We start from the raw sequence: 20,324 nt of genomic DNA, 5'->3' as shown, positions 1-20,324 counted from the left end.
CTTAATTAGAGTTATTTTACCGGAGTCCATCCCATCTGCTCTCCTGGGGTGGTGCTGGAAACGGTAGTATGAGCGTCTCCCACACCCAGGCTTTCGGGCCCGTACCACAAGAAGTTTTATTTTTATTATCGCCTAAAACTCAGGCGAGCCATCTTATCTCCTAATACAGCCGCCTATTGGCTATCCTCGCCTTTCAAGTAAGTATTATTACTTATCGAGATCCAACAGTCCTGCCTTCTTCCGGGCTCCGACTTCGGGAGCATCTGATATTTGTAACAACACTTTTTCTGGCTCCTTCCTTCTAACTCTTTCCTCCTGGCTCCTGACTCCTGGCTCCTGACTCCACTTTCTAGCTTGGCTGCATGCAAAAGTGAGATGCTCCCCCGCCTTCCCGGTTCTTTTTTTCTGAAAATATCCGGATGGCTTGTGGAGTCCCATGAATCATTAACCTATGCTCGAATACATCTAGGTAGTGGCAGCATTACTCAAGCATTCGGCTGTGGACTTACAAACTCTTATGGAGAAATGGGCTCAAGCCTGAGTCATTTCGTAAGATTATGATGCCATTAGGGTGGCAATTAAATCTGGCAAACAAAATATCGCCCAACTCTCAAGTTAAAAAATGCTAAAAATGACACCATTAGCTAACATTTTCAAGGCCATAAAAGAGCCAGCAAAAAAGCATCACAACTCGAAGTGGGGAGCCTTCTTGCTGATGCTAGCAGTAGGCTTTGGCGGCTGGCAAATAGGATTGCCGGAACTGGCATCTTTTTTTAATAATATTGCGTTTGAAAACTACAAAGCCAATCGATTGGCTGATACTCAACAAGCATATGAGTTAGCGCTAGCTATAGATCCCAAAAGCCGAACAGCTCTTTACAATTTGGGATGGTTGTGTGAAGAGGTGCAAGATTTACAATGCGCCCGAGGAAAATATCTGCAAGCTGCAAAACTCGGTATGCCTGCTGCTTACAGCAATCTGGCTCGATTATATATCGTCGATCAAAAAAACTATTCGGCTGCCGTTCACTTCCTGTGGCAAGGTTTGAAATTAGCTGAGGACGATCGAGTAAAATATTCTTTACTCAAAAACTTGGGATGGGCTCGCCTAGAACAGGGTCGATATTCAGAGGCATTGCAACATCTGGATGAAGCCATTAAACTTGATAGTGAAGGACCAGCAACTTACTGCTTAAAAGCGCAAGTCCTAGAAAAGATGAAAAATACTAAGGCAGCGCTACCGCAGTGGAAAATTTGTGTAAAGTATGCGGATTCTCAAGAATTCGATGAGGATATATGGATAGGGATGGCACGTCAACGATTAAACGAGGAAAAAACAAATAAATGAAACGCACAGTTTTGTTTTCATCAACCATACTGGCCATTATAACGGTACTGGAGCTAAGTCAAGCCTCAACAGCACTGCCAACTCCTTCGACTGTTAAAATTACAGTTAATGAATCAGTCGAAACGCCGTTCGACTCCAATCAATCGACGTGGCGGCGGTGCAGAGATAGAGATGGTGGAAAATATGCGTGTCCCAGATTCATCATGCCTTCGGAGAGCGAAGAATAAGAGTTATTTTCAATAAATTTTGTAGAGTGTACCATCACCACTTTACAGCAACAGGTATGTAGTATGTAGTAGTAATAGTAGTATGCAGGGTGCGCCGTCGGCACCTTATAGCATTTGAGATTTGAGATTAAGAATTGAAGAATTGGAAATAACTTATGGGTATAATAGTTTGCAGCTTGCATAAAGCTGCATTCTTTTTTTGTAATGATATAACTCTTAATCATTGCTGTATTGGCTATTGCTGGAATCTGCACTGGGCGGGGAGAAAATCCCCGCCAGCAATTCTATCTACTCGCCCTCCGTCAAAGCTGAATCTTGCTGGTGGTATGAGTTGCTGTAAAAACTAGCAATAATCGCCACCATCAACCACCACAGCATATTAACTTCTGGGCGGTACCAAACTGTATCGACAAAACCGTGGGCCATCATGCCGGCTAAAGTTGCGATCGCCCCAATCAACCAAAACCCCTGATTCGATTTTACATTTTGGATTTTAGATTTGGGGTTGCCGGATTCTTCCTCTAAATTAGAGATGTTAAATTGTGAATCCCGCAGATGTTTGATCTGCAACAAACCTTGATTGACGGTGACAGTCATCAGCCAAAGGAAACACATTAAACCGATAAAACCAGTTTCCACCGCAATTTCCAGCAGCACGGAATAAGCGCTCAAAGCAGTGAATTTCGGCTTCATATAAAGCGGATAAACTTTATTAAAAGCAGTGTTTCCTGGCCCAATTCCGAGAATTGGCCGATCGCGAATCATGTCAATCACCGCCGTCCAAACATTAATCCGAAAATTGTTGCTGCTGTCACCTCGGCCGATAAACATACTCGAAACTCGATCGCGCAGAGGCTCCACTAAAGCCACTCCCAAAATTAAGGCCCCAGCCAAACCTCCTAACCCTAACGGCAGGGCCAAAGTCCGCCAGAACCGAGGCATCAAAGGGCTGTACCAGTACCACAGCAGCACTAAAAATACCACAAGTAGAGCCACAAAACCGATCCAAGCACCCCGGCTATCCGTGTAGCGCAAACACGCGCAATTCACCACCAGCATCGTCAGCGCTAAAATTTTTGTTCCCCATCCTTTCCACACAAAAAGTGCGGCGGCGCTCAATGCAATGGCCGGCAGTAAATAGGAACCCAGCAAGTTTGGATTGCCCAGAAAGCTGTAAACTCGCGTGACATCGGCTTGAGTAGAAGTCGGATCGTTCCAAGTAGCTAATGGCGGCACTTTATCAATCCACTGCCGCACGCCGTAGAAACTGACAATTAAAGAGACGTTCAAAAATACGGCAATTAACCACGATCGCCAACGGGGCGATCGCAATATCCGAGCCATCAGCGCAAAAAACAGCAAATACAGCGTTAGCTTGCTCCAACCAGTAGTAGCGGCGACTTTCACCGGCGACATTGCGGTTGCGACGGTGGCAATGCCCCAGTAAAGCAGTACCAGCAAGTGAATGGGTGTTAGGGCGATCGCGCGATCGTCCGAAACAGTCAGCAGCACCCAAAATGCAGCGCTAGCAGCCATCAACACACCTACCAAGGCATTGTTCACAAATGGCCCCAAACCGAAAGTCAAGGCCAACAAAACAAAACCCAGGGGTTCTGCCCACTGCATCAGCCAGCTACTCTGCCGCCAACTGCGTAAAGAGCCGATCGCCCCATTTAATAAATAACTTCCACTTTGCCACTGAGAGAGGGGCAAATTTGCCAGAGTTAACTGTTGCCAAACTGAATTCATTGCTATTTTAGATTTGTACTTGGTAATCGGTAACAGGTAATTGGGAATTGGTAATTGGGAATCGGTAATCGCTCATCAGGAATTGGTAATCGGGAATTGGTAATCAGGAATTGATAATTGAAAAAAGTTGAGTTATTTTTCTTCCTTCTTTCAGCAGTTACGTCCTGTACACTGCTTCTTCCTTCTTCCTTCTTCCCTCTTCCTTCTTCCTTCTTCCTTCTTCCTTCTTCCTTCTTCCTTCTTTACCCTTCCAACAATTCCGTAGCATTTGTGCAGGGCAGCCAGAGCACGTAGCGATATCCAGATTCCGGAGCTCCTTGAATTGAGAGTTGACCGCCTTGAATTTCCACCAACTGGCAGCAAAGCAGCAGCCCCAAGCGTTCCCTGGCCCCGTAACCAGCTAACACCGGTGCGGTATCCTCGGCATTCTGGGCCACTAAAGCCGCCAACTCAGAAAACGCCAGCGTTAATCGCTGCGAACCCTGTGTCGGGAGTTGCGCTTCGAGTCCGAGGGAGTCGGTTTCGGAGTTCGATGGCGAACTGCTACCTGATCCGGCCTTCAACAAGTAGTCGGTGTAGAGTTTAGCATGGGGCAAACTTTCCCCTAACCAAGGATGAAAAACCCAAACTCCGATGTTGATACCGTCTTCTTTCCGAGAAACGTGGACTCGAATCACGCTGCCTGCCCCAGCAGATTGAATAATGCTAAAAATTAAGTGGTGCAGCATTTGCTGAACCTTATCTTTATCTATCAACCAGATGCGCGACCCGGGCCCCATCGACAAATTAATTTCTTGCTCTCGTTTACTTGCCACCGACGAGAGGATTGTCACAACCTGCTGGCACAAAGTTTCTATATCGACTGCGGTTCGCTTCAAGGTGAAAGCGGAATCATCTAGTTCTGCCAGTTCCAAAATTTCTTCAACTAGCGATCGCAAAGAGCGACTGCTGTCTTGGATCACGTCAATATATTCTTTTTGCTTGCTTGTTAAGGGGCCATAAATTTCTTGTTTCAACACGCTTGCCATGCCGAGGACCGAAGTGAGCGGTGTGAGCAATTCCTGCGCTAAATTATTCAGCAGTTTTACTTTAATTGAGTTAGTAGACAAATCGATAGGTTTGTTAGTCATCGGTAATTTTTATTGGTTCATTGTCGAGCGAGGGTTTGCGGTTCATTAGACCTATTCCAAAAGTCTATAACAATCTGTTTATAATTCACCACCAAAAAACTATTCAAGAAAATATAGCAATCCTTGCAGGAGTCGTAATTTTTTGACCCCACCCCAACTCTCCCTTATCAAGGGGAGGGAGTAAGAAATTCACAAATGATGCGAGGATGGCTATATATATTCATTCTTCCCTTGAAGCTCTTCCTTATCTGAGTAATTAAGATTTAATCATTGCTTCTAAAGCTGATTGTAAGTCTTGAGTGAGTTCGGCAACGGCTAACCTGCGACTGGTTTGATATCCCTCCCAGCGATCGCCCACTGATATCGGTTCGCCCACGGTCATTTGTACTTGCTGTTTGCCCAACTTCGGTCTGCCGAAAGGATTTCCCCCTTTGATGCGAGCCAGTACGTCCCACAGCAGTAAAGTTGTTTCTGCCAAACGTTCTGCGGTCAGCTTTTCTTGGACGTACCTGCCCGTGACGGACACGAAACTTTCTACAAGTCTCATGTGCCACATCCGAAGACTTGCTTCTTCAGCGAGGCGATCGGCTAATCCTCTTTCTAAGGGAGAAAGTGCTGCAATATCTTTGATATCTTCTCGATAAATATACTCCCAGCCTGCTTGTTCCAAACGGCGGCAGCGGTCTATTAAACTGCCTTTAGGCTTTAAGTTAAAATATTCTTCTCCTACTTGCAAGCCCACATCTAACAAGGCTTTGAGTCGAGCTATCATTACTTCATTGTCAAAATTATTTGTCGTTTTCTCGGTAATGGATGATGGTAAAATAGATAGTTTTAAGGGTAAGTTTTTATGATAAAAACGGCTGTAAAACTCTTCCATTACTGCTAGCAAATGGCTGCCGACTCGAATTAAGCGCAGATATTGGAATTTGTGATTGTGGTTTTCGGAGTCGGGATTTACGGTCTCTAAATTGGGTATTTCGATGCGCTCTAACGGTGGCAGTCCGCAATCAATTTCTAATTGAGTTAAAAGTTTTTCTAGGGGTTCCCAAGGTGGATTAACATAGCGGTATTGAATGCCGATCGGCACAATTAAAACTTTTTCAGTGCGTCCGGCTTTCAGCAAATCTTCAACGCACCAGAAGCCCATTTGAGCAATTCCCGGTTCGAGGGGGCTAACTATTTCATTGTGACCGTTGGTGGCGCCTTCTGGGGCGGCGGCGATCGGGAATTGGCTGTTGGCAAATAAATTGCGGGCCGATCGCAATCCGGCGCGATCGATTTTACCGCGAACCATCGGAGTGCCACCGAGTTGAGAATACAACCAGCCGACTCCCGCACCGGCCCACAGGGGAATGCCGCGATCGTAGATAAAGTGGGAATGTACGGGGAATTGCAGGGGAATGCCTTTGGCCCGCGCCGCTTGGGGAACCAGTTTCCAAATTAGTTGTCCCAAACAGTAGGGATCGTCTGAGTTGGGGTGGCGGAAGGCTAGCAAGAAGCGAACTTGCTGATTTTGAAATTGGTGGAATAGTTCGGCGAGGGTTTCGACGTTTTCGGCTTGAATGTGGCTGATACTCGTCCGAAATCGCAGCCACCAGGGGAATAATTGCTTACAACCTTGCATCACTAGAGGGTTGTAGGCTGGGGGTATGAATTCCAGTGGCGGCTGAACTTGGCTAATTGAATTGGGCATTTTGCGATTTTAAATTTTAGATTTTAGATTGTAGATTACTAGGCTGCGGTAAAATTTTCTAATTTTTATGATGCTGAAGTTTTTTTTATTAACCGCAGAGGACACAGAGGACACCGAGGAACAGAGGAGATAGCAAACCGTGTCAATTTAACGTCAAAAGTATTACCCGTCTTGGATTGAATATCATGTCCAGTCGATCGACCCCAATAATTTGGTCGGGGCGGGTTTACGGGATTTCTGGCTGATATTACAGATTCAGAGCTGAACTAGCCCTGACAAGAATTACGATTATTTTACAGGACTAGATATGAAACCATCATCTTTTTTACCCCCCTGCCCTTGACAAGGGGGATGCGAGGGGGTCATAAACTCGACTAAAAACGAGATTTATCCTCAGTTTCAGCCTTCAACACAGATTTTTGCAATCCAAAATCTAAAATCTAAAATCTAAAATCCTATTGTGCGGCTTCAAATATCATTTCCTGGAAGTTAATGACATCCGATCGCGGATCGCAGTGGGTGACTTTGACTTCTAGCCGATCGCCTATGGCGACCGATCGACCAAATCGCATTGCCAATTCTAAACCCAAATCTTCCAATAAAATCAATCCGAGATTGCTGTCTTCCCTCAGCCAGCGCAGCATTAAAGCTTCCCAAACTTCATCGGGGTTACGCCGCAAATATTCCAATCCCCAATAGCGGTTTGTTTGGCGTTCCACAGTGGATGCTTCTTTAACTGCGGTGCCGAGACACATCACAATGTCCTGTATTTCTTCAGCAGTAAAAGGTAGGGGTTCGCCCCGCAGGTGGGCTTTGATTTGGAAGTGAGTGAGCAAATCGGTATAGCGGCGGATCGGGGAAGTAACTTGAGTGTATAATTCCAAACCCAAGCCGGCGTGGCGTCCGGGGGTGAGGCCCATTTCGCTGCGGGGCATACACCGACGCACGGCGCAAGCGCGGGCGGGGCCTGCGGGCACGGCTAGCAATTCTTCATCGGGAGGGAGTTCGGGCTGTGGCTGATAGCGGTAGGGTATGGGCAGGCTGTTAGCTTGACCGTAGCGGGCTGCTAGTTCGCCGGCTAAAATCATCATTTCGGCTACTAGCATCCGGGCTGTGGAGTCGTCGATGACGTGGATTTTGATGTCGTCGCCGTTGACTTTGATGACGGATTCGGGCATGAAAATGCTGATTGCGCCTTGGGCTTCCCGCCATTTTTGGCGCAGTTTTGCTGCAGAGGCAATCGCTGCTATTTCCGGTTCTGCTTCGATTCCCAACTCCAGCATTTCGTCTACGTCATCGTAGGTCAAGCGGTAGGTGGGTTTTATGGTGCTGATGTGGATGCTGTAATCTTGAGCCGCGCCGATTTCGTCTAAGGTGACGCTGAAGCTGAGCGCGCTGCACTCTTTGCCTTGAATTAAACTCATCGGCCCAGTTGCCAAAGCTGGGGGAAACATGGAAATCATTCCCGTGGGCAGGTAAACCGTAGTGGTGCGCTTCCTGGCTTCGAGGTCGAGTTCGTCTCCGGGGGAAAGCAAGCGGGTGGGATCGGCGATGTGTATCCAGATCCGCTGCTGGCCGTTTTCGAGGAATTCTAAGCTGAGGCCGTCGTCGATTTCGGTGGTGCTTTCGTCGTCGATCGTGTAAACCTTGAGGTGAGTTAAATCGAGACGATTTGTGTCGGAGTCGGTTGGGGGATTTTCTAGGCAGCGTTGGGCCACTTCTAATACCTTTGCGGAGAATTGTAGGGGAATTTGGCTGCGCCGCAAAAACAGGTTTTCGTGGGTACTCCAGAGGCCGAGCTCGACTAGGAGGCCAAATGCTGCTTCGGGGTTTTCGGAGCGTTGTAAGCTGGCTAAAGTTTCTAAGGCTGGGGTGCGGTGCGTTGCTTCTTCTCCGAGGAGGGCAAAGCGTTCTAAGGCGTCGAGGCGAGTTCGATCGCTGTGTTCCCAATCTACATTTTCCCCTGCCAGCCGCTGTTTGACTCGATCCCAAAATCCTTGGGATTCTTGGTGTCGCTGCTGTTCTACTTCTTGCTGGTGTTTGATTTCGGCTACTTGGGCTGCCGATCGCGGTTCGTAGCGATCGCCCTTTTGTTTGAAATACAGTTTGTCTGTTGATAGCAAACAGTAAGCCGCGTAACACTGGGCTGCACTGCGATCGGAAAATAGCAGCATTGCCAGGGATTCGGGATCTGCCGTTTCTCCGTCGCCGACTAGGAGTTCCCAAGCTACTTCCAAACTCGACGGATCTGAGTAGGCTTCTACTTCTTTGAGAAATTTGGGAATGTCGGAGGGTTTGTAAGTTTCTCCGACTACTTCGTAGCTGATTTGTTTGGGCGGTATGCTGTGCGGTTGACCGTTTTCGTCTACCACGACCCAGTTTTTCTTGCCATCGGGGCGATCGGCAACTGCCAGACGGCGGTCGCCGTGCACTCTAAATTCTACTAACGTTCCCTTCTCCACTTGCCAGCTTTATATTTGAGATTTTGGATTTTTACAGTAGCCACTTATCGAGTTTCGAGCTTGCGATTTTAGATTTTGGATATTGGCAATTTTTCTGGTCAATTGTGAAAGTTAAAATCTAAAAAGTGTTTTTTTCTTCTTGCTTTTTTTTTAACTTTTGACTTGTGATTAAGACTTGCGCTGCGGCGACTCTTCACCCTATTTCGCGATTTTTTCGCTGCATTCTTGCTGCACTTTTAATAACAGAAAGACGTTCTTTTCGCGCAAGTCTTATTCCCAGTCCAAAATCTAAAACCCAAAATCCCAAATCCTGTTAACCTTCTTGGTTTACGAAGGGCATCAAAGCTACAATTCTTGCTCTTTTGATACTTCTGGTCAAGTCTCGCTGCTGTTTTGCCGTCAAACCGGTAATCCGGCGGGGCAAAATTTTACCGCGTTCTGTGACGTATTTTTTGAGCAAATCGACATCTTTGTAGTCGATCGGGTCTCCTGGTTTGATGGGCGAAACGCGCCGGCGAAAGTAAGTCATGGTTTGTTCTTTGTTAACTGTTGACTGTTGACTGTTAGTTTTTAGGTATTAGCCGTTAGTTGCTAGCCGTCCAGAAAGCATTTGTTAGTTATCTGCTTTTCGCGGAACAATATCAATTGCCAACAACTGATGACTGATGACTAAGGACTAATGACTAATCACTACTTGATCTCTTTGTGGGCAGTGTGGCTGTTGCAATGAGGGCAGAACTTTTTGAGTTCCAGCCGCGCCGTCGTGTTGCGACGGTTCTTGGTGGTGGTGTACCGAGACACGCCTTTTGAGCGTTTGCTTACGTTTGTACGGCACTCAGTACACTCTAGAGTAATTATGATGCGGACGCCTTTAGCCATAATTCTAAATAAATTTCGACTAATTTAAACACAATTTATTATCTTCTCACATTGCTCTGCACTTGGTCAAGCAATCTTCTAACTTTGATGTCGAGGGAGTAGCCGCGGCGGGTTCCGACGACCATCGTCCTGCCGATGCGATCGTGGAAAGCTTGGGGAAACCTTTCGCCGGAGTTGAGGGCAACGCTACAGTCGATCGCCAGGGGCAGGATCAGCAGCAATACGGCGGCGTTGGTAGATGTGAGCCCAGCTATACCTGCGAAGGCTAAGCCGGCGCAAATGCCCAGCAATGCCTCGCGCTTGCACAGTTCTTGCACTCCCGGAGTCCGTAGGAATCTGGTATCGGCAACTTTCATGTCCAAAGCCCAGCGCCCGAGACTTTGACCTTGGTTTTTCCTGACGATGGCTACGCGCATGATCAGCCACAGCAAAACAAAAAATATGGTTTGGACGATCGCATTATTGCCCAGAAGCAAACTGGGCAGCCAAACTACGATTCCGTCGATGCAGAGGGCCGCGGCGCGGCGGCCAACGGATACTTTGGGAAGGAGAGGAACTAGGTCGGAACTCATAGGCAAAAAGGTCGATCGCCACTAGCTACTTTTTCATCTTACATCTGTGGAATAATCGATCGCCATCAATGGTGCCTAAATCAACGTCAAAGCCAACCGCTAATTATTCAAGCCGAAAATGGATTTTCGCCGATTCCCAACTGTTTTTTCGACTTTTCCACCTGTTCCCACAGTGTTTGGATCTGAGTAAATGCCTGTTCCACAGAGATTTTACCGTTAGATGTCAAGGAACTTATGTAACCCACTCGCTGGGAAAACTCTTGTAAATTCGCATTAAATACCAAATTCTCTGGCTTTACTTCACCGTAATAGCGATTTTGAGGATATAAAAAATTTGAATTTGCTACCATTGCTTTAACCTCGCATGAACACTTGTTTCCTGAACTAATCAATAATATTATAAACCGCGATCACCTGCTAAAGTTGTGCTGTAAGTAGCAGAAATCATGTGACATTGGGCGAACTTTTTTGTGATGGCAATTACACGGGCAGATCACGGCAACAAAAACCTCAGTAATTTCACCTGTACAATTTACGCAGGCGGGGTCAACAACTAGGTTTAGGGCTTAAGGCTTATAACTTCCGATTTGGCGTCCAAACCAGGTTTTTGTTACTCCAGGACTGACTTATTGAAATAAGTGACAAAAAAAACAAAAATGGATAATATTATTGCAGACATAAATAGTTAGACTTTGAGTAAAAAACTGCATAATGTCTGCAAATGCGCGTCAAGCGAAGCTATCCCGAAGGGAATCGCCCCGTCCCAAATCCCGGCTGAGGCAAGTTTTAATCAGACTTGCCATCGCAGTAATTGCTGCTGTTATCGCCTTCAACATTCCTCACTCCTTAATTCCCGTGTTTAAAGAATCCGTATCCGAAGCAACGCCACCACCAGAAATCCAAAACGTGCTCGTCGGCAAGCGCAAAATTGTGACAGTGGGCGACAGCATCACCGAGGCCGGGAAATACCCCGGAGGTTACGTTTGGCTGCTAGAACGCTATCTGAATGCTCTTTATCCCGATCGCAAAATCGAAATCGTCAACGCCGGAATTTCCGGTAACAAGGCGACTGATATGCAAGCGCGCTTCCAAAAAGATGCGATCGACCAAAAGCCAGATTTAGTGATGATTAATGTCGGAGTCAACGACGTTTGGCACGCTTTCTTTGACTTCCAAAGCCTGCGGTTTTATCCACAAGGCAAGTTGCCCACGGGAGTGCCACTGGCACAATATCGCGAGAAAATAACTCAAATGGTGCTGGCGGCAAAAGCGGCAGGAATTCGAGTTGTACTGCTTTCTCCTACTCCTATCGGTGAAATTCTCGACGGCCCAGAAAATCGCAGGTTGCAAGAGTATATTGCCGCGATGCGAGAAATTGCGTTGCAGAATCAGTGCTTGTTTATTGATTTAAATGCACCTTTTCGGGAAGTTATCGGCACGTATCAAAAACACGCGGGCAAGACTCTAAATTTGTTAGCCGCCGATGGAGTTCACCCCAATGCGTCGGGATATCGAATTATGGCTTTTACTATTTTGCGAGGTTTGGGAGTACCCGCAAAAGATATTGAAAATTTGGAAGTCAAAAAGTGAATTTTTGAATTTAGTTCACTGTTGACGGTTGGCTGTTAATTGAAAGTATCCAGAGTAAAAGCCCCCTGATTGGTCTAGGGGGTAAATTCTTCAAATATAAAATCATTCCATCGGCGGATGATACCGCTTTAACCAACAACTACCAATAATCACCAACGCCACCACAACAATAATTTCCGTCCAAAAAAACGAAAGGAAATCGCTTGCAGTTCCCACCGGAGGCACCCCCGGTTGAGCATTGCGAATAGCGGGAAAAGCAAACAGCATCACAGCAGTCCAACTCAGCATTCCGACTTCCGGCAACTTGCCCGATTTCATCACTTTTAATGCTAGCAAAAGCGCCATAGTTGACAGCACCCACATGATGACAATAATCACTAAGGCAAAGAATTTCACCGGGATTGATCTAGTTGCAGAAACATCGATATAAATAAATATAGACGAGTTCTCTTCCATCGGTCTATAACTGATGTCGAAACCGGGAACGTCGGCATGAAAATTAAATTCCAGCGGCACGGGATTCAGTTCAAAGGGAGCAAACTTTTTACCAATTGAAGGCAGCGGGTCGAGCGAAATAGCAACTTTAGCAATGTGCCTGTCAAACGGGTAATTGTTAATTTTTCCTTTGACTAAGTTAAACTTCAATGCAGGAACAATCATCGGTTTGCCTTCTTTAAAGGTAATTTCCGAATCCTGTACATTTGCGCCGTTAACTGTCATTAACAAGTCTTGAGCCGGGTAAGTTGGCCCTTTTTTATAGATACCTTTGAGTTCAAACTGCAAGCGGGCTTCTAATTCATTTTTAATGGGATCAACGGCAATTACTGTCATTTTGACCTCAACCAAGCCTTTGGACCCTACAGCGCTTTCTGGAGAGGGCTTGTAAGGCTCTTGGGCGTTAGCATTGTGAGAGTAAATAGATAAGATAATTGCCAAAATTACGACCAGACTGCAAATTAAAATAAGTATTTTTTTGAGATGAAATTTGTTGACAGTTTGCATTTATTATGGATATTTTACATATTGAATAGTTGTTAGCATTCGCCGCAGTCCGCCAGCCAGGGGTTTAAACCCCTGGCTCATAGCTAAAGTCGGTTAAAACCGACTAAAGAAACTCGATCGATAATAAATGTTGGTTTTAGTCCTCTTTTAGAGGACTTTCGCTGTGAGCCGGGGGTTTAAACCCCCGGCGGGCTGGGGCGAGCGGCGCAAGAATCAGGCGAATCAACGCGCAACTACGAACCGATAGGAAGCAGTACATTTGGTGTAAAACAGCCGTGCAAACCGTAGGGAATGTGCTGTTTTAAATGCAAGCGCGCTAGGGGCCCTTTGGTGATGTCGCGAGCATCTAAAATCACTAAGGTCGATCGATGATTAGCTGCATCATACATTAAAAGCAGCAGCCAGCCGTCATCCTCAGCAACAGCATCGGGACGGAGAACAAATACCGGTTCCCCCGCAAAACCGCGCGGCGCCGCACTCCAAATTTGGCTTTCACCAGTCACGAAATCCATTTTGAGGATAGCTTGCAAAGGAGCATTTCCCGTGGGAGCATCAGCAGCACCGATGTAAAGATATCGGTAAGGTTGTCCGACATTATTGGGATGCAAAGTTGGAAACTCGCAGCACCTAGTTTCAACAACTTGATGCTGCACGGTTTTGTCTTGCAAATTTAACTTAAAGCGCCACAATTCGCCCGCTGGAACGCTCTCAAAATCAACCTCGCGAAAATCGCCGTCTGCTTCTACAGTGGGAAATGATTCGTAACAAACTGAGTCAACAAAAACTTCGTCTCCTTCTTCCCATGCGTTGCAGTGGTGGAAAACAAAACAAGGTTCAGTTTCTAATATCTTTACCTCGTCAGTGCCGTTGCGGGGAATTAAAATTGCTTGCGTTGGCTTGTTTGGCGAAAATTGAATGCACTGGGATGCACTCCGAAATCCTAAAACGAAAAGCAGCGGATTGAAGCTGACGGGATTTTGGAAGAATATACAGTAATTCGGGGTAATTACCATGTCGTGCAGGAAGGCAAAACCCGGTATTGCATGGGCGTGACGCTGCAAAAGTTTGCCGCTTTCGTCGAATTCGTAAATCGTGATGGTACTCGACAAACCGGGCTTGACAGAAAAGTTTACTAATCTGTCTCCTTTGCCATTTTTCCCTTTTTCGATTCTGGGGTGGGCGGCGAAGGCTTCACCGGGTTCCAAGATGCCGTCTAGGGTATCTAAGCCGAGTGTTTCTAGGGTGCGGGGGTCGAGTCTGTAGGGTTGTGCTCCTTCCCAAAGTGCTAGCAGTTTGTCGCCCCAATAAATGATGTTGGTGTTGGCAATGTTTTTGAGTTTGACATCAAAGATGTTGGCTAGCCAGCCCCCCGGTTTCTGTGTGCCAAAAACGCCTCGGTGGAGAATTTTTCCGGCTTTTTGTTCGGCGAGATAGCCTTCTGTGTGTATGAATCGGTTGCGGAAATGGGCGCGGCCTTCGGATATTGCGATCGCACAAACCATCCCGTCGCCGTCAAACGGGTGGTGGATGCGCTGGCCGTTTACATCCAATAATCCGGGCCCGTTGCGAAAGAATGTGCCTTGCAAGCCGGCGGGGATTTCACCTTCTATGTCGTCAATCCAGTAGTCGGATTCGTTGGGTTGGGATTCGTAGCCGCGCTGCCAGTCTGTGCGATCGTATGATTGGTTTGGGGCGGCTGTTTGAGGTTCGGAAAGTTGTAATTTTTGCATTGGTGTTACGGGAGCGAATTTTTTAACCGCAGAGAGCACAGAGGGCGCAGAGAGAAGGAAAATCGGAGAATTGGGAAACACAGTTAAATTCATCCGTGTATTCGTGTGTGCCTTCCTTTATTTGCTGTCTGCGGTGCGGCTTTGTGACCTTACTGTCGGTACTAAGTCGGGAAAGTATTCGGGCATGAAATGCTGTCCGCCTGGTTTGGAACTGCCCATTTCTGGTTCTAATACGGGGAGAGACTTTTGATTGTTTGGATCGCCGCTTTCTGTACTATCGGCGGGCAACCAATTTAAGAACGGTAGTGGCAGAAGTGTGGACAGGTTTGTGATGACAATTAGCAGCCAGAGGTTATCGAAATTGCGATCGGTAATTCCTAGCAAGTGGGTCAAAAGTGCACCACCTTCGTGGGAAATAAGTCCTGCTAAGTTAGTGACTGACATCAGCACGGCAAATAAAGTTGCTTCGACGCCTCTGGGACACAACCGGGCGGAGAGTACCAGTATCGGCATATAAGCAATTTGTCCGATTACTGTCAGGATCAGACTGTCTCCGATGCTGAACCATTGATCGTCAATTCCTAAAGCTCGGTTGGCATGAGTTACTAATAATAAAGTAGTCATGCCCAAAGCAGTCGCAATGACCGTTGACCAGCCAAAAATTACTCGAAACGGAACTGTTTTGAGGAAGCGTTGAAACAGCCACACGCCGGCGAGGGCGGCAATGCTGGTAACGAGGCGCACTCGGCCGAGAAATTCTGGTGGAAAGCCTAATTCGTTGGTGGTAAAAAAGAAGAAGGCGGAGTCAGAGCTTGGGGTGGCTTGCAAGATGAAGAGAAAGGCGGTGGGCAGCCAAATTGTTTTTTGGGTAACAGCTTGCCGCAGTTGTTTTAGTTGGTCTTTGACAGCTTCAAAGTCTGTTCTTTTGTTGGTTTTTTCTTCGGCAATTAACCAAGCTGTTGCTGATACAATTAGCGGGAAAGATGCGGTGATTAAAAATATTGTGTGGGTGCTGAAGTGTTGCAGCAGGGAACCGCTGAGGTAGGCGGTAATTAGTCCGCCGAGGGCTGCAGCGCCCCAAGACAAGGATTGCAGGGAACCGGCGTCGGTAACGGATTCTTTTCTGGCCCTTTCGACTACCAGGGAGTCGGCGATTACGTCGCTGACGGCGAGGGAGAGGGAACTCAGGGCGATCGCGCCTGTAGCGGCAAGCGGTGTGTGTACAATTGTTGCGAGGCCCACCCATGCTGAGGTTCCCAGCAGCCCGGAGAGGACGATGTAAGGGCGTCTGCGGTAGCCGAATATCGGCAAGCCGTCCGACATGAAGCCGAACACGGGTTTGATAATCCAAGGCAGGGCTACGACGCCCAGCATTGCCGAGACTTCAGCGGGACTCATGCCGAGTTCGTCTTTGAGGAAGAAGCTGACGGCTAAGCGGGCGAGTCCGAGAATGCCTTGGACGAAGTAAATCAGTAAGATAGCTATGAGCTCGGGGGTTGGCTCATTCCCAAAGAATACTTTTTCTTTTAAAGATTCTTTGAGTTTGCTGGTGCCAGAGGGGGAAAGGAGCATTTGAGCAATATTTCTTAATGAATCTCAATATTTATAACACATTCTTAATGAGTTCCGGGAACTGTCGGAGGTGGGATGCCGGAATGACGGGGATCTGGCAGGTACTATAAAATTGTAATTAGCTCGAATTAAATGATTTGTGGTAGCAATGAAAGCAGAAATTAGAATTGTCTTTCTGGCAGCGGCTTGGATTTTAGGAATAGGGGCTAATTTAGCCTCAGCAATACCTGTTGCTAACCAGCAAGGGGATTATCCGGTGCCACCTGCGAGACAGCGGGGGAACAGACAGGTAAATTGGGTGGTTGTTGACTCAGATTCTCAAGGGTTGAATTGCCGGATGGCTCAGAGATTTCGATCGATCTCTGTAGACGCTTTGGATGCGCCTGCTGAGTTGTTTGAAAGAAATAAACACAATGTTTCGCAGTGGCCTGTCGTGACTACGTTTCGGCGCGGAAAACGATTGCAAGCGGTGACAGGAAATAATGCCAATCAAATTATGATTGCTGACTCTCAGGGCAAACCTTGGCTGCCGATTGCCACGGCAAACGGAAATTGTTTCGTGCGGGCGAACAGCCGTTTTATTAAACCGATTCGGGAAAATCCTACTACTTTGAAACCTTTGGGATAGCTTAATTTTTTTGGATAAGAGTGGGCAATTGGTGAAAGGAATGTTTTATGATTATCGATCCTAAAAATGTGCCGGAAATTACTGGTTCCAAGTACCCTCAGCAATTCCAATCTGCTGTTGCGGGGAGAGTTAAAAAACGCTTGGGCAATGCTGCCGGGTTGAAGAATTTTGGGGTAAATTTGGTGAGACTTGCGCCGGGAAGTTGTTCTGCTCTCAGGCATTGGCACACTCGGCAAGATGAGTTAATCTATGTTCTGGAAGGGGAAGTTACTCTGATTACAAATTCGGGAGAGCAAGTGCTGAAACCGGGTATGGTGGCGGGGTTTCCGGCGGGGGATCCAGACGGACACCATTTAGTCAACCGCTCGGATGCAGATGTTGTTTATCTCGAAATTGGCGATCGCACTCCCGGAGATAGTGCCGAATATCCCGATGACGATCTAATTGCGAAAGCTAACGGGAATAGTTGGATTTTTACTCGCAAAAATGGCGAGGTTTATGAGAGTTGAAAAAATATGAGTCAAGTGAATCTTTGGACTTCGGCGGAACACGCTTTGTGGTATCTTGCTAAAGCTGATGGAATTCCTCACCGCACTGAAGGTGAAGCGGTTTTGTTGGAGGAAGTGCCGAAAAATGTTAAGCGAATTCTGGATGTGGGCACGGGAGACGGGCGGTTGCTGGGTCTGCTTAAGTGCGATCGACCAAATGTTGAATGTGTGGCGATCGACTTTTCGCCGACAATGCTGGAAAAAGCCAGAATTCGCTTTGCGGATGACCCGAAAGTCACGGTAATCGAGCACAATTTTGACGAATCGCTACCGGATTTGGGCAAATTTGATGCGGTTGTTTCTAGTTTTGCGATTCATCACGTAATAGACGATCGCAAACGTTCGCTTTACACTGAGATTTTCGAGCTTTTGGAACCGGGAGGCATCTTTTGCAATTTGGAGCACGTAGCGTCAGCAACTCCGGCTTTGCACGAGAAATTTCGAGAGGCGATCGGTATTAGCGATTCGCCCGACGATCCGTCTAATAAATTGCTCGATGTCGAAACGCAACTGCGCTGGTTTAGAGAAATTGGTTTTACAGATGCAGACTGTTATTGGAAGTGGCGGGAACTCGCTTTATTAGTTGGGGTGAAACCTGTTTAGCTGCGGGTAAGGACTGCATTGTCGTGTCCTTTTAAAATTGGAAATAGTCACAATTAGTAAGATGCGTCAGATTTTCAAACCCTCAATAATTGTTCTAAAAATTCACCTGACGCACCCTACAGCTTGATTTGAGTATGCCAGTTGCCTAAGTCCTGAATATAAGAGGTTGCTGTCGTAGTAGAAGTTGAGCGCGAACAGTTCTGGTTATTTGAAAATAACCAACAGAGTATTGAGGAGAGAACAGGCGAACTCTTAACCCAAACGATACAAAAAGCAACCGTTTTTTGGAGTAGCAAGCAAATTGAACCTCCAATTTACACTTTTAGTTAGTTGGGATGGCAGATATTGTCTGGTCGCTCGCACATTGGGAGCTTACCCAGTTAGAGGGCTGTTTTAAGAGTTATTAACCAAACGATCGAATTAACAACAAACAAAAAGGTATAAAAAATATAGATTGATGGAGCGCAGATAGCTCTCCATAAAGAAGGCATTTTAATTGTTTTTAATGAACCGAGCGGGTGCACAAGACCTTCCGGAATTGAGCGAGCATTAAAACTTTCATCTAAGGCACTTTCATTATTCAAGAATTCGGTAATTGCATGGACTCTTTGTATGTAATAAAATTGCACCTTCCAGTAGGTAGCTTCTAAAAACCAGAAACCCAAAATTATAACGTATCCTAGGGGAACCAACGCATCTATTTTGCTTGTAAAAACCCAACCAATCAACGCTACCCAAATGGTAATTGCCGTACTTTTTAATTGCATTATAATTGTTGTGAAGTTAGCTATTTTTGTCTCTAGTTCCTCTGCTCCTTTTTGCAGCATTGCTAGCTGAAATTCAAATCGATCCATGTTTGATTCCGCGAACGTTTATATTAGAATTATAGAAAAAATTATAATCTTCTTTTCTTTCGGTGTCGTTAGAGAACTTCGCCTGACGCACCCTACAAGTCGATTTTAGATTGTATAGTAAGATGCGTCACCTCCCGAAATTCCCGATCGCCGTTAGAGAACTTCGCCTGTAAGGATTCAGGTATCTGAAACGTAGTCACAGAAGGACTTCTAGAATTAAAGCCTTCGCTAAATCAACAGCTTGATTCTCAATAGGTACGAAAATAAAAGCTTTCAGGGTTTCTTAATAAGAATGGATATTTGATGATTATTCGATCAAATGGTTACACCGTATAGGTTTTACTGCTTTTCACATGACCTGAATCCTTACCTTCGCCTGACGCACCCTACAAGTCGATTGTAGGGTGACAGTTGCGTCCAGGACTATTAAAGTCACGCACCTTACTGAATTAAATTAAATCCGGTACTTTAGGTTTGATTCGGCGTTCGTACCAGTTCATTAGAGGGGTAGAAGTAATGCCGTGCAAAACCACAGAAATTATGATTGTTGTAAAGGTAATCCAGGCAATTTTTTCGCCGATTTCGCCTTTCAAACCGTGACCGAAAGCATAGGTAAGATAATAGATAGAACCGACACCACGAATGCCGAACCACCCGCACAGCCAGCGGCTGGCGGGATGTAAAGGACTGCCGATCGTACTAATCCAAGCTCCCACAGGCCGGATTAAAAAAATCAACAATCCAGCTACTAAGAGGGAGTATCCTCCATAGACCAACATAGGCTCTAAGCGCAAAAGTGAACCTAATAGTAAAATAGTTGCTACTTCCATTAACTTTTCAATGCGCTCCGTAAAGTGCAGTTGGGAAAGCGGTTTCTCTGGGTTGTGGTAACTCCGCTGCCCCACAATTCCTGCTACAAAAACTGCGAGAAATCCGTAGCCGTTGACTACTTCTGTCAGGGAATATGTGAGCAGAATTGTGCTCAGAGCAATGAAATCTTCCATTAATTGATCGGCCGGTCGATAGCGTTGGAGTTGGCGATCGATCCAGGTGACGGCTTTAGCTACTATAATTCCCATAACGATACCTGCGGCGATCGCCCAAATCAAGTCAACTGCTACCCACTGCGAAAACCAGTTCTGCCAGTTGTTATCTTTTAGCGCATAAATGCCGAAATAAACAAAAGGAAAAGCTAAAGCATCGTTCAAACCGCCTTCGGATGTTAAACCAAAGCGCAATTCATCGCGATCGTCTATATCAGCTAACTGAACTTCTGAGGCTAAAACTGGATCGGTGGGAGCGAGAATTGCTCCTAATAAAATCGCCGGACCCCAATCTAATTTCACAAACCAATGACCGATCGCAGCAACAGCAAAAATCGAAATTGGCATTAAAAAACCGATCAGCCGCGCTGTGGAATTCCAGGCCCAAAGTTGCAGCGGGCGATTCATTTTTAAGCCGCAACTGAACAGAGAAACAATAACTACAAATTCTGTGAGTCTTTCTAAAAGTTGAGCTTCGGGACGCAATTCAATCAGCTTGACGCCGTAGGGCCCCAATCCGATACCGACAATTAGATAAATTAAGGCATAAGATATAGGCAATCGCGAAATCCATCCCGAACCCAAGGTGACGGTCAGCAGGAGGATGCCAATAACTAGCAAGTTGAGAATGTAATTATCCACAGGAGCGATCGCACTTTTAATCAGGTTTACCAAGTGCGATTTTTACACA

Annotated in this window: 19 protein-coding genes; 6 read left to right on the top strand and 13 right to left on the bottom strand. The window is 46.3% G+C overall.

The genetic code is table 11. The features are described 5' to 3' along the window. Nucleotides 1-631 precede the first annotated feature (631 nt). The gene (locus tag QT994_RS07835; RefSeq protein WP_333043866.1) at nt 632-1,348 is read left to right on the top strand and encodes a tetratricopeptide repeat protein; all 717 of its coding nucleotides are present in this window, start codon (nt 632-634) and stop codon (nt 1,346-1,348) included. Next, entirely contained in the window at nt 1,345-1,575 is a 231-nt protein-coding gene (locus tag QT994_RS07830) for an Osc7112_2153 family protein (protein ID WP_333043867.1), read from the top strand. Before QT994_RS07835 ends, QT994_RS07830 begins: the two co-directional genes overlap by 4 nt. A 288-nt stretch (nt 1,576-1,863) precedes the next feature. Here the strand turns inward: QT994_RS07830 and QT994_RS07825 are convergent, their stop codons facing one another. From QT994_RS07825 to QT994_RS07790, 8 genes are all read right to left on the bottom strand, one after another. Beyond that, nucleotides 1,864-3,324, bottom strand: a complete 1,461-nt coding sequence (locus QT994_RS07825; RefSeq protein WP_333173166.1) for an IctB family putative bicarbonate transporter — start codon at nt 3,322-3,324, stop codon at nt 1,864-1,866. A 242-nt stretch (nt 3,325-3,566) separates the two neighbouring features. Beyond that, nucleotides 3,567-4,454, bottom strand: a complete 888-nt coding sequence (locus QT994_RS07820) for a histidine kinase dimerization/phospho-acceptor domain-containing protein (RefSeq protein WP_333043871.1) — start codon at nt 4,452-4,454, stop codon at nt 3,567-3,569. Nucleotides 4,455-4,710: 256 nt separating this feature from the next. Beyond that, nucleotides 4,711-6,150: a 1-acyl-sn-glycerol-3-phosphate acyltransferase gene (locus QT994_RS07815; RefSeq protein ID WP_333173163.1), complete on the bottom strand. Its 1,440-nt coding sequence runs from the start codon at nt 6,148-6,150 to the stop codon at nt 4,711-4,713. 455 nt (nt 6,151-6,605) lie between these two features. Beyond that, nucleotides 6,606-8,612, bottom strand: coding sequence for a ribonuclease R family protein (locus QT994_RS07810; protein WP_333173161.1), 2,007 nt, complete (start codon nt 8,610-8,612; stop codon nt 6,606-6,608). 313 nt (nt 8,613-8,925) lie between these two features. After that, nucleotides 8,926-9,141, bottom strand: a complete 216-nt coding sequence (rpsR, locus tag QT994_RS07805; RefSeq protein ID WP_006631377.1) for a 30S ribosomal protein S18 — start codon at nt 9,139-9,141, stop codon at nt 8,926-8,928. A 161-nt stretch (nt 9,142-9,302) separates the two neighbouring features. Then, complete coding sequence (gene rpmG / locus QT994_RS07800; RefSeq protein ID WP_006631376.1) at nt 9,303-9,491, bottom strand: 50S ribosomal protein L33; 189 nt, start codon at nt 9,489-9,491, stop codon at nt 9,303-9,305. A gap of 38 nt (nt 9,492-9,529) precedes the next feature. After that, on the bottom strand, nt 9,530-10,063 hold the full coding sequence (locus tag QT994_RS07795) for an RDD family protein (RefSeq protein ID WP_333173159.1): 534 nt from the start codon (nt 10,061-10,063) through the stop codon (nt 9,530-9,532). A gap of 107 nt (nt 10,064-10,170) precedes the next feature. Beyond that, a complete protein-coding gene (locus QT994_RS07790) occupies nt 10,171-10,413 on the bottom strand; it encodes a DUF7219 family protein (RefSeq protein ID WP_190658612.1) in 243 nt (80 codons plus the stop codon). Nucleotides 10,414-10,774: 361 nt separating this feature from the next. Here QT994_RS07790 and QT994_RS07785 point away from each other — a divergent pair, with 361 nt between their 5' ends. Continuing rightward, the gene (locus QT994_RS07785; protein ID WP_333173157.1) at nt 10,775-11,653 is read left to right on the top strand and encodes an SGNH/GDSL hydrolase family protein; all 879 of its coding nucleotides are present in this window, start codon (nt 10,775-10,777) and stop codon (nt 11,651-11,653) included. Nucleotides 11,654-11,755: 102 nt separating this feature from the next. Here the strand turns inward: QT994_RS07785 and QT994_RS07780 are convergent, their stop codons facing one another. The 3 genes from QT994_RS07780 to QT994_RS07770 form a co-directional block, all read right to left on the bottom strand. Beyond that, on the bottom strand, nt 11,756-12,655 hold the full coding sequence (locus QT994_RS07780; protein WP_333173155.1) for a DUF4436 family protein: 900 nt from the start codon (nt 12,653-12,655) through the stop codon (nt 11,756-11,758). A gap of 233 nt (nt 12,656-12,888) precedes the next feature. Continuing rightward, a complete protein-coding gene (locus QT994_RS07775; protein ID WP_333173152.1) occupies nt 12,889-14,385 on the bottom strand; it encodes a carotenoid oxygenase family protein in 1,497 nt (498 codons plus the stop codon). A gap of 117 nt (nt 14,386-14,502) precedes the next feature. Continuing rightward, on the bottom strand, nt 14,503-15,957 hold the full coding sequence (locus QT994_RS07770) for a folate/biopterin family MFS transporter (protein ID WP_333043880.1): 1,455 nt from the start codon (nt 15,955-15,957) through the stop codon (nt 14,503-14,505). Between the two features lie 148 nt (nt 15,958-16,105). On the opposite strand from QT994_RS07770, the gene QT994_RS07765 reads away from it, so the two are divergent. The 3 genes from QT994_RS07765 to QT994_RS07755 are packed head-to-tail and all read left to right on the top strand — an operon-like array spanning nt 16,106 to nt 17,736. Continuing rightward, the gene (locus QT994_RS07765; protein ID WP_333173150.1) at nt 16,106-16,585 is read left to right on the top strand and encodes a hypothetical protein; all 480 of its coding nucleotides are present in this window, start codon (nt 16,106-16,108) and stop codon (nt 16,583-16,585) included. Between the two features lie 47 nt (nt 16,586-16,632). Continuing rightward, on the top strand, nt 16,633-17,094 hold the full coding sequence (locus tag QT994_RS07760; RefSeq protein ID WP_333173148.1) for a cupin domain-containing protein: 462 nt from the start codon (nt 16,633-16,635) through the stop codon (nt 17,092-17,094). Between the two features lie 6 nt (nt 17,095-17,100). Further along, nucleotides 17,101-17,736 carry a class I SAM-dependent methyltransferase gene (locus tag QT994_RS07755; RefSeq protein WP_333043885.1) on the top strand — a complete coding sequence of 212 codons (636 nt, stop codon included), beginning with the start codon at nt 17,101-17,103 and terminating at the stop codon, nt 17,734-17,736. A 380-nt stretch (nt 17,737-18,116) separates the two neighbouring features. Here QT994_RS07755 and QT994_RS07750 read toward each other — a convergent pair whose 3' ends face one another. Together QT994_RS07750 and QT994_RS07745 are read right to left on the bottom strand one after the other, a co-directional pair. Then, nucleotides 18,117-18,590, bottom strand: a complete 474-nt coding sequence (locus QT994_RS07750) for a hypothetical protein (RefSeq protein ID WP_333173145.1) — start codon at nt 18,588-18,590, stop codon at nt 18,117-18,119. Between the two features lie 449 nt (nt 18,591-19,039). Beyond that, the gene (locus QT994_RS07745) at nt 19,040-20,308 is read right to left on the bottom strand and encodes a sodium:proton antiporter (protein ID WP_333043889.1); all 1,269 of its coding nucleotides are present in this window, start codon (nt 20,306-20,308) and stop codon (nt 19,040-19,042) included. Nucleotides 20,309-20,324: the final 16 nt, after the last annotated feature.

Origin of the sequence: Microcoleus sp. S13_B4, from assembly GCF_036700885.1 — a bacterium.
Classification (GTDB): domain Bacteria; phylum Cyanobacteriota; class Cyanobacteriia; order Cyanobacteriales; family Microcoleaceae; genus Microcoleus.
Note: the sequence above shows the minus strand (reverse complement) of the source record. Positions and strands in the feature narration are given on the sequence as shown.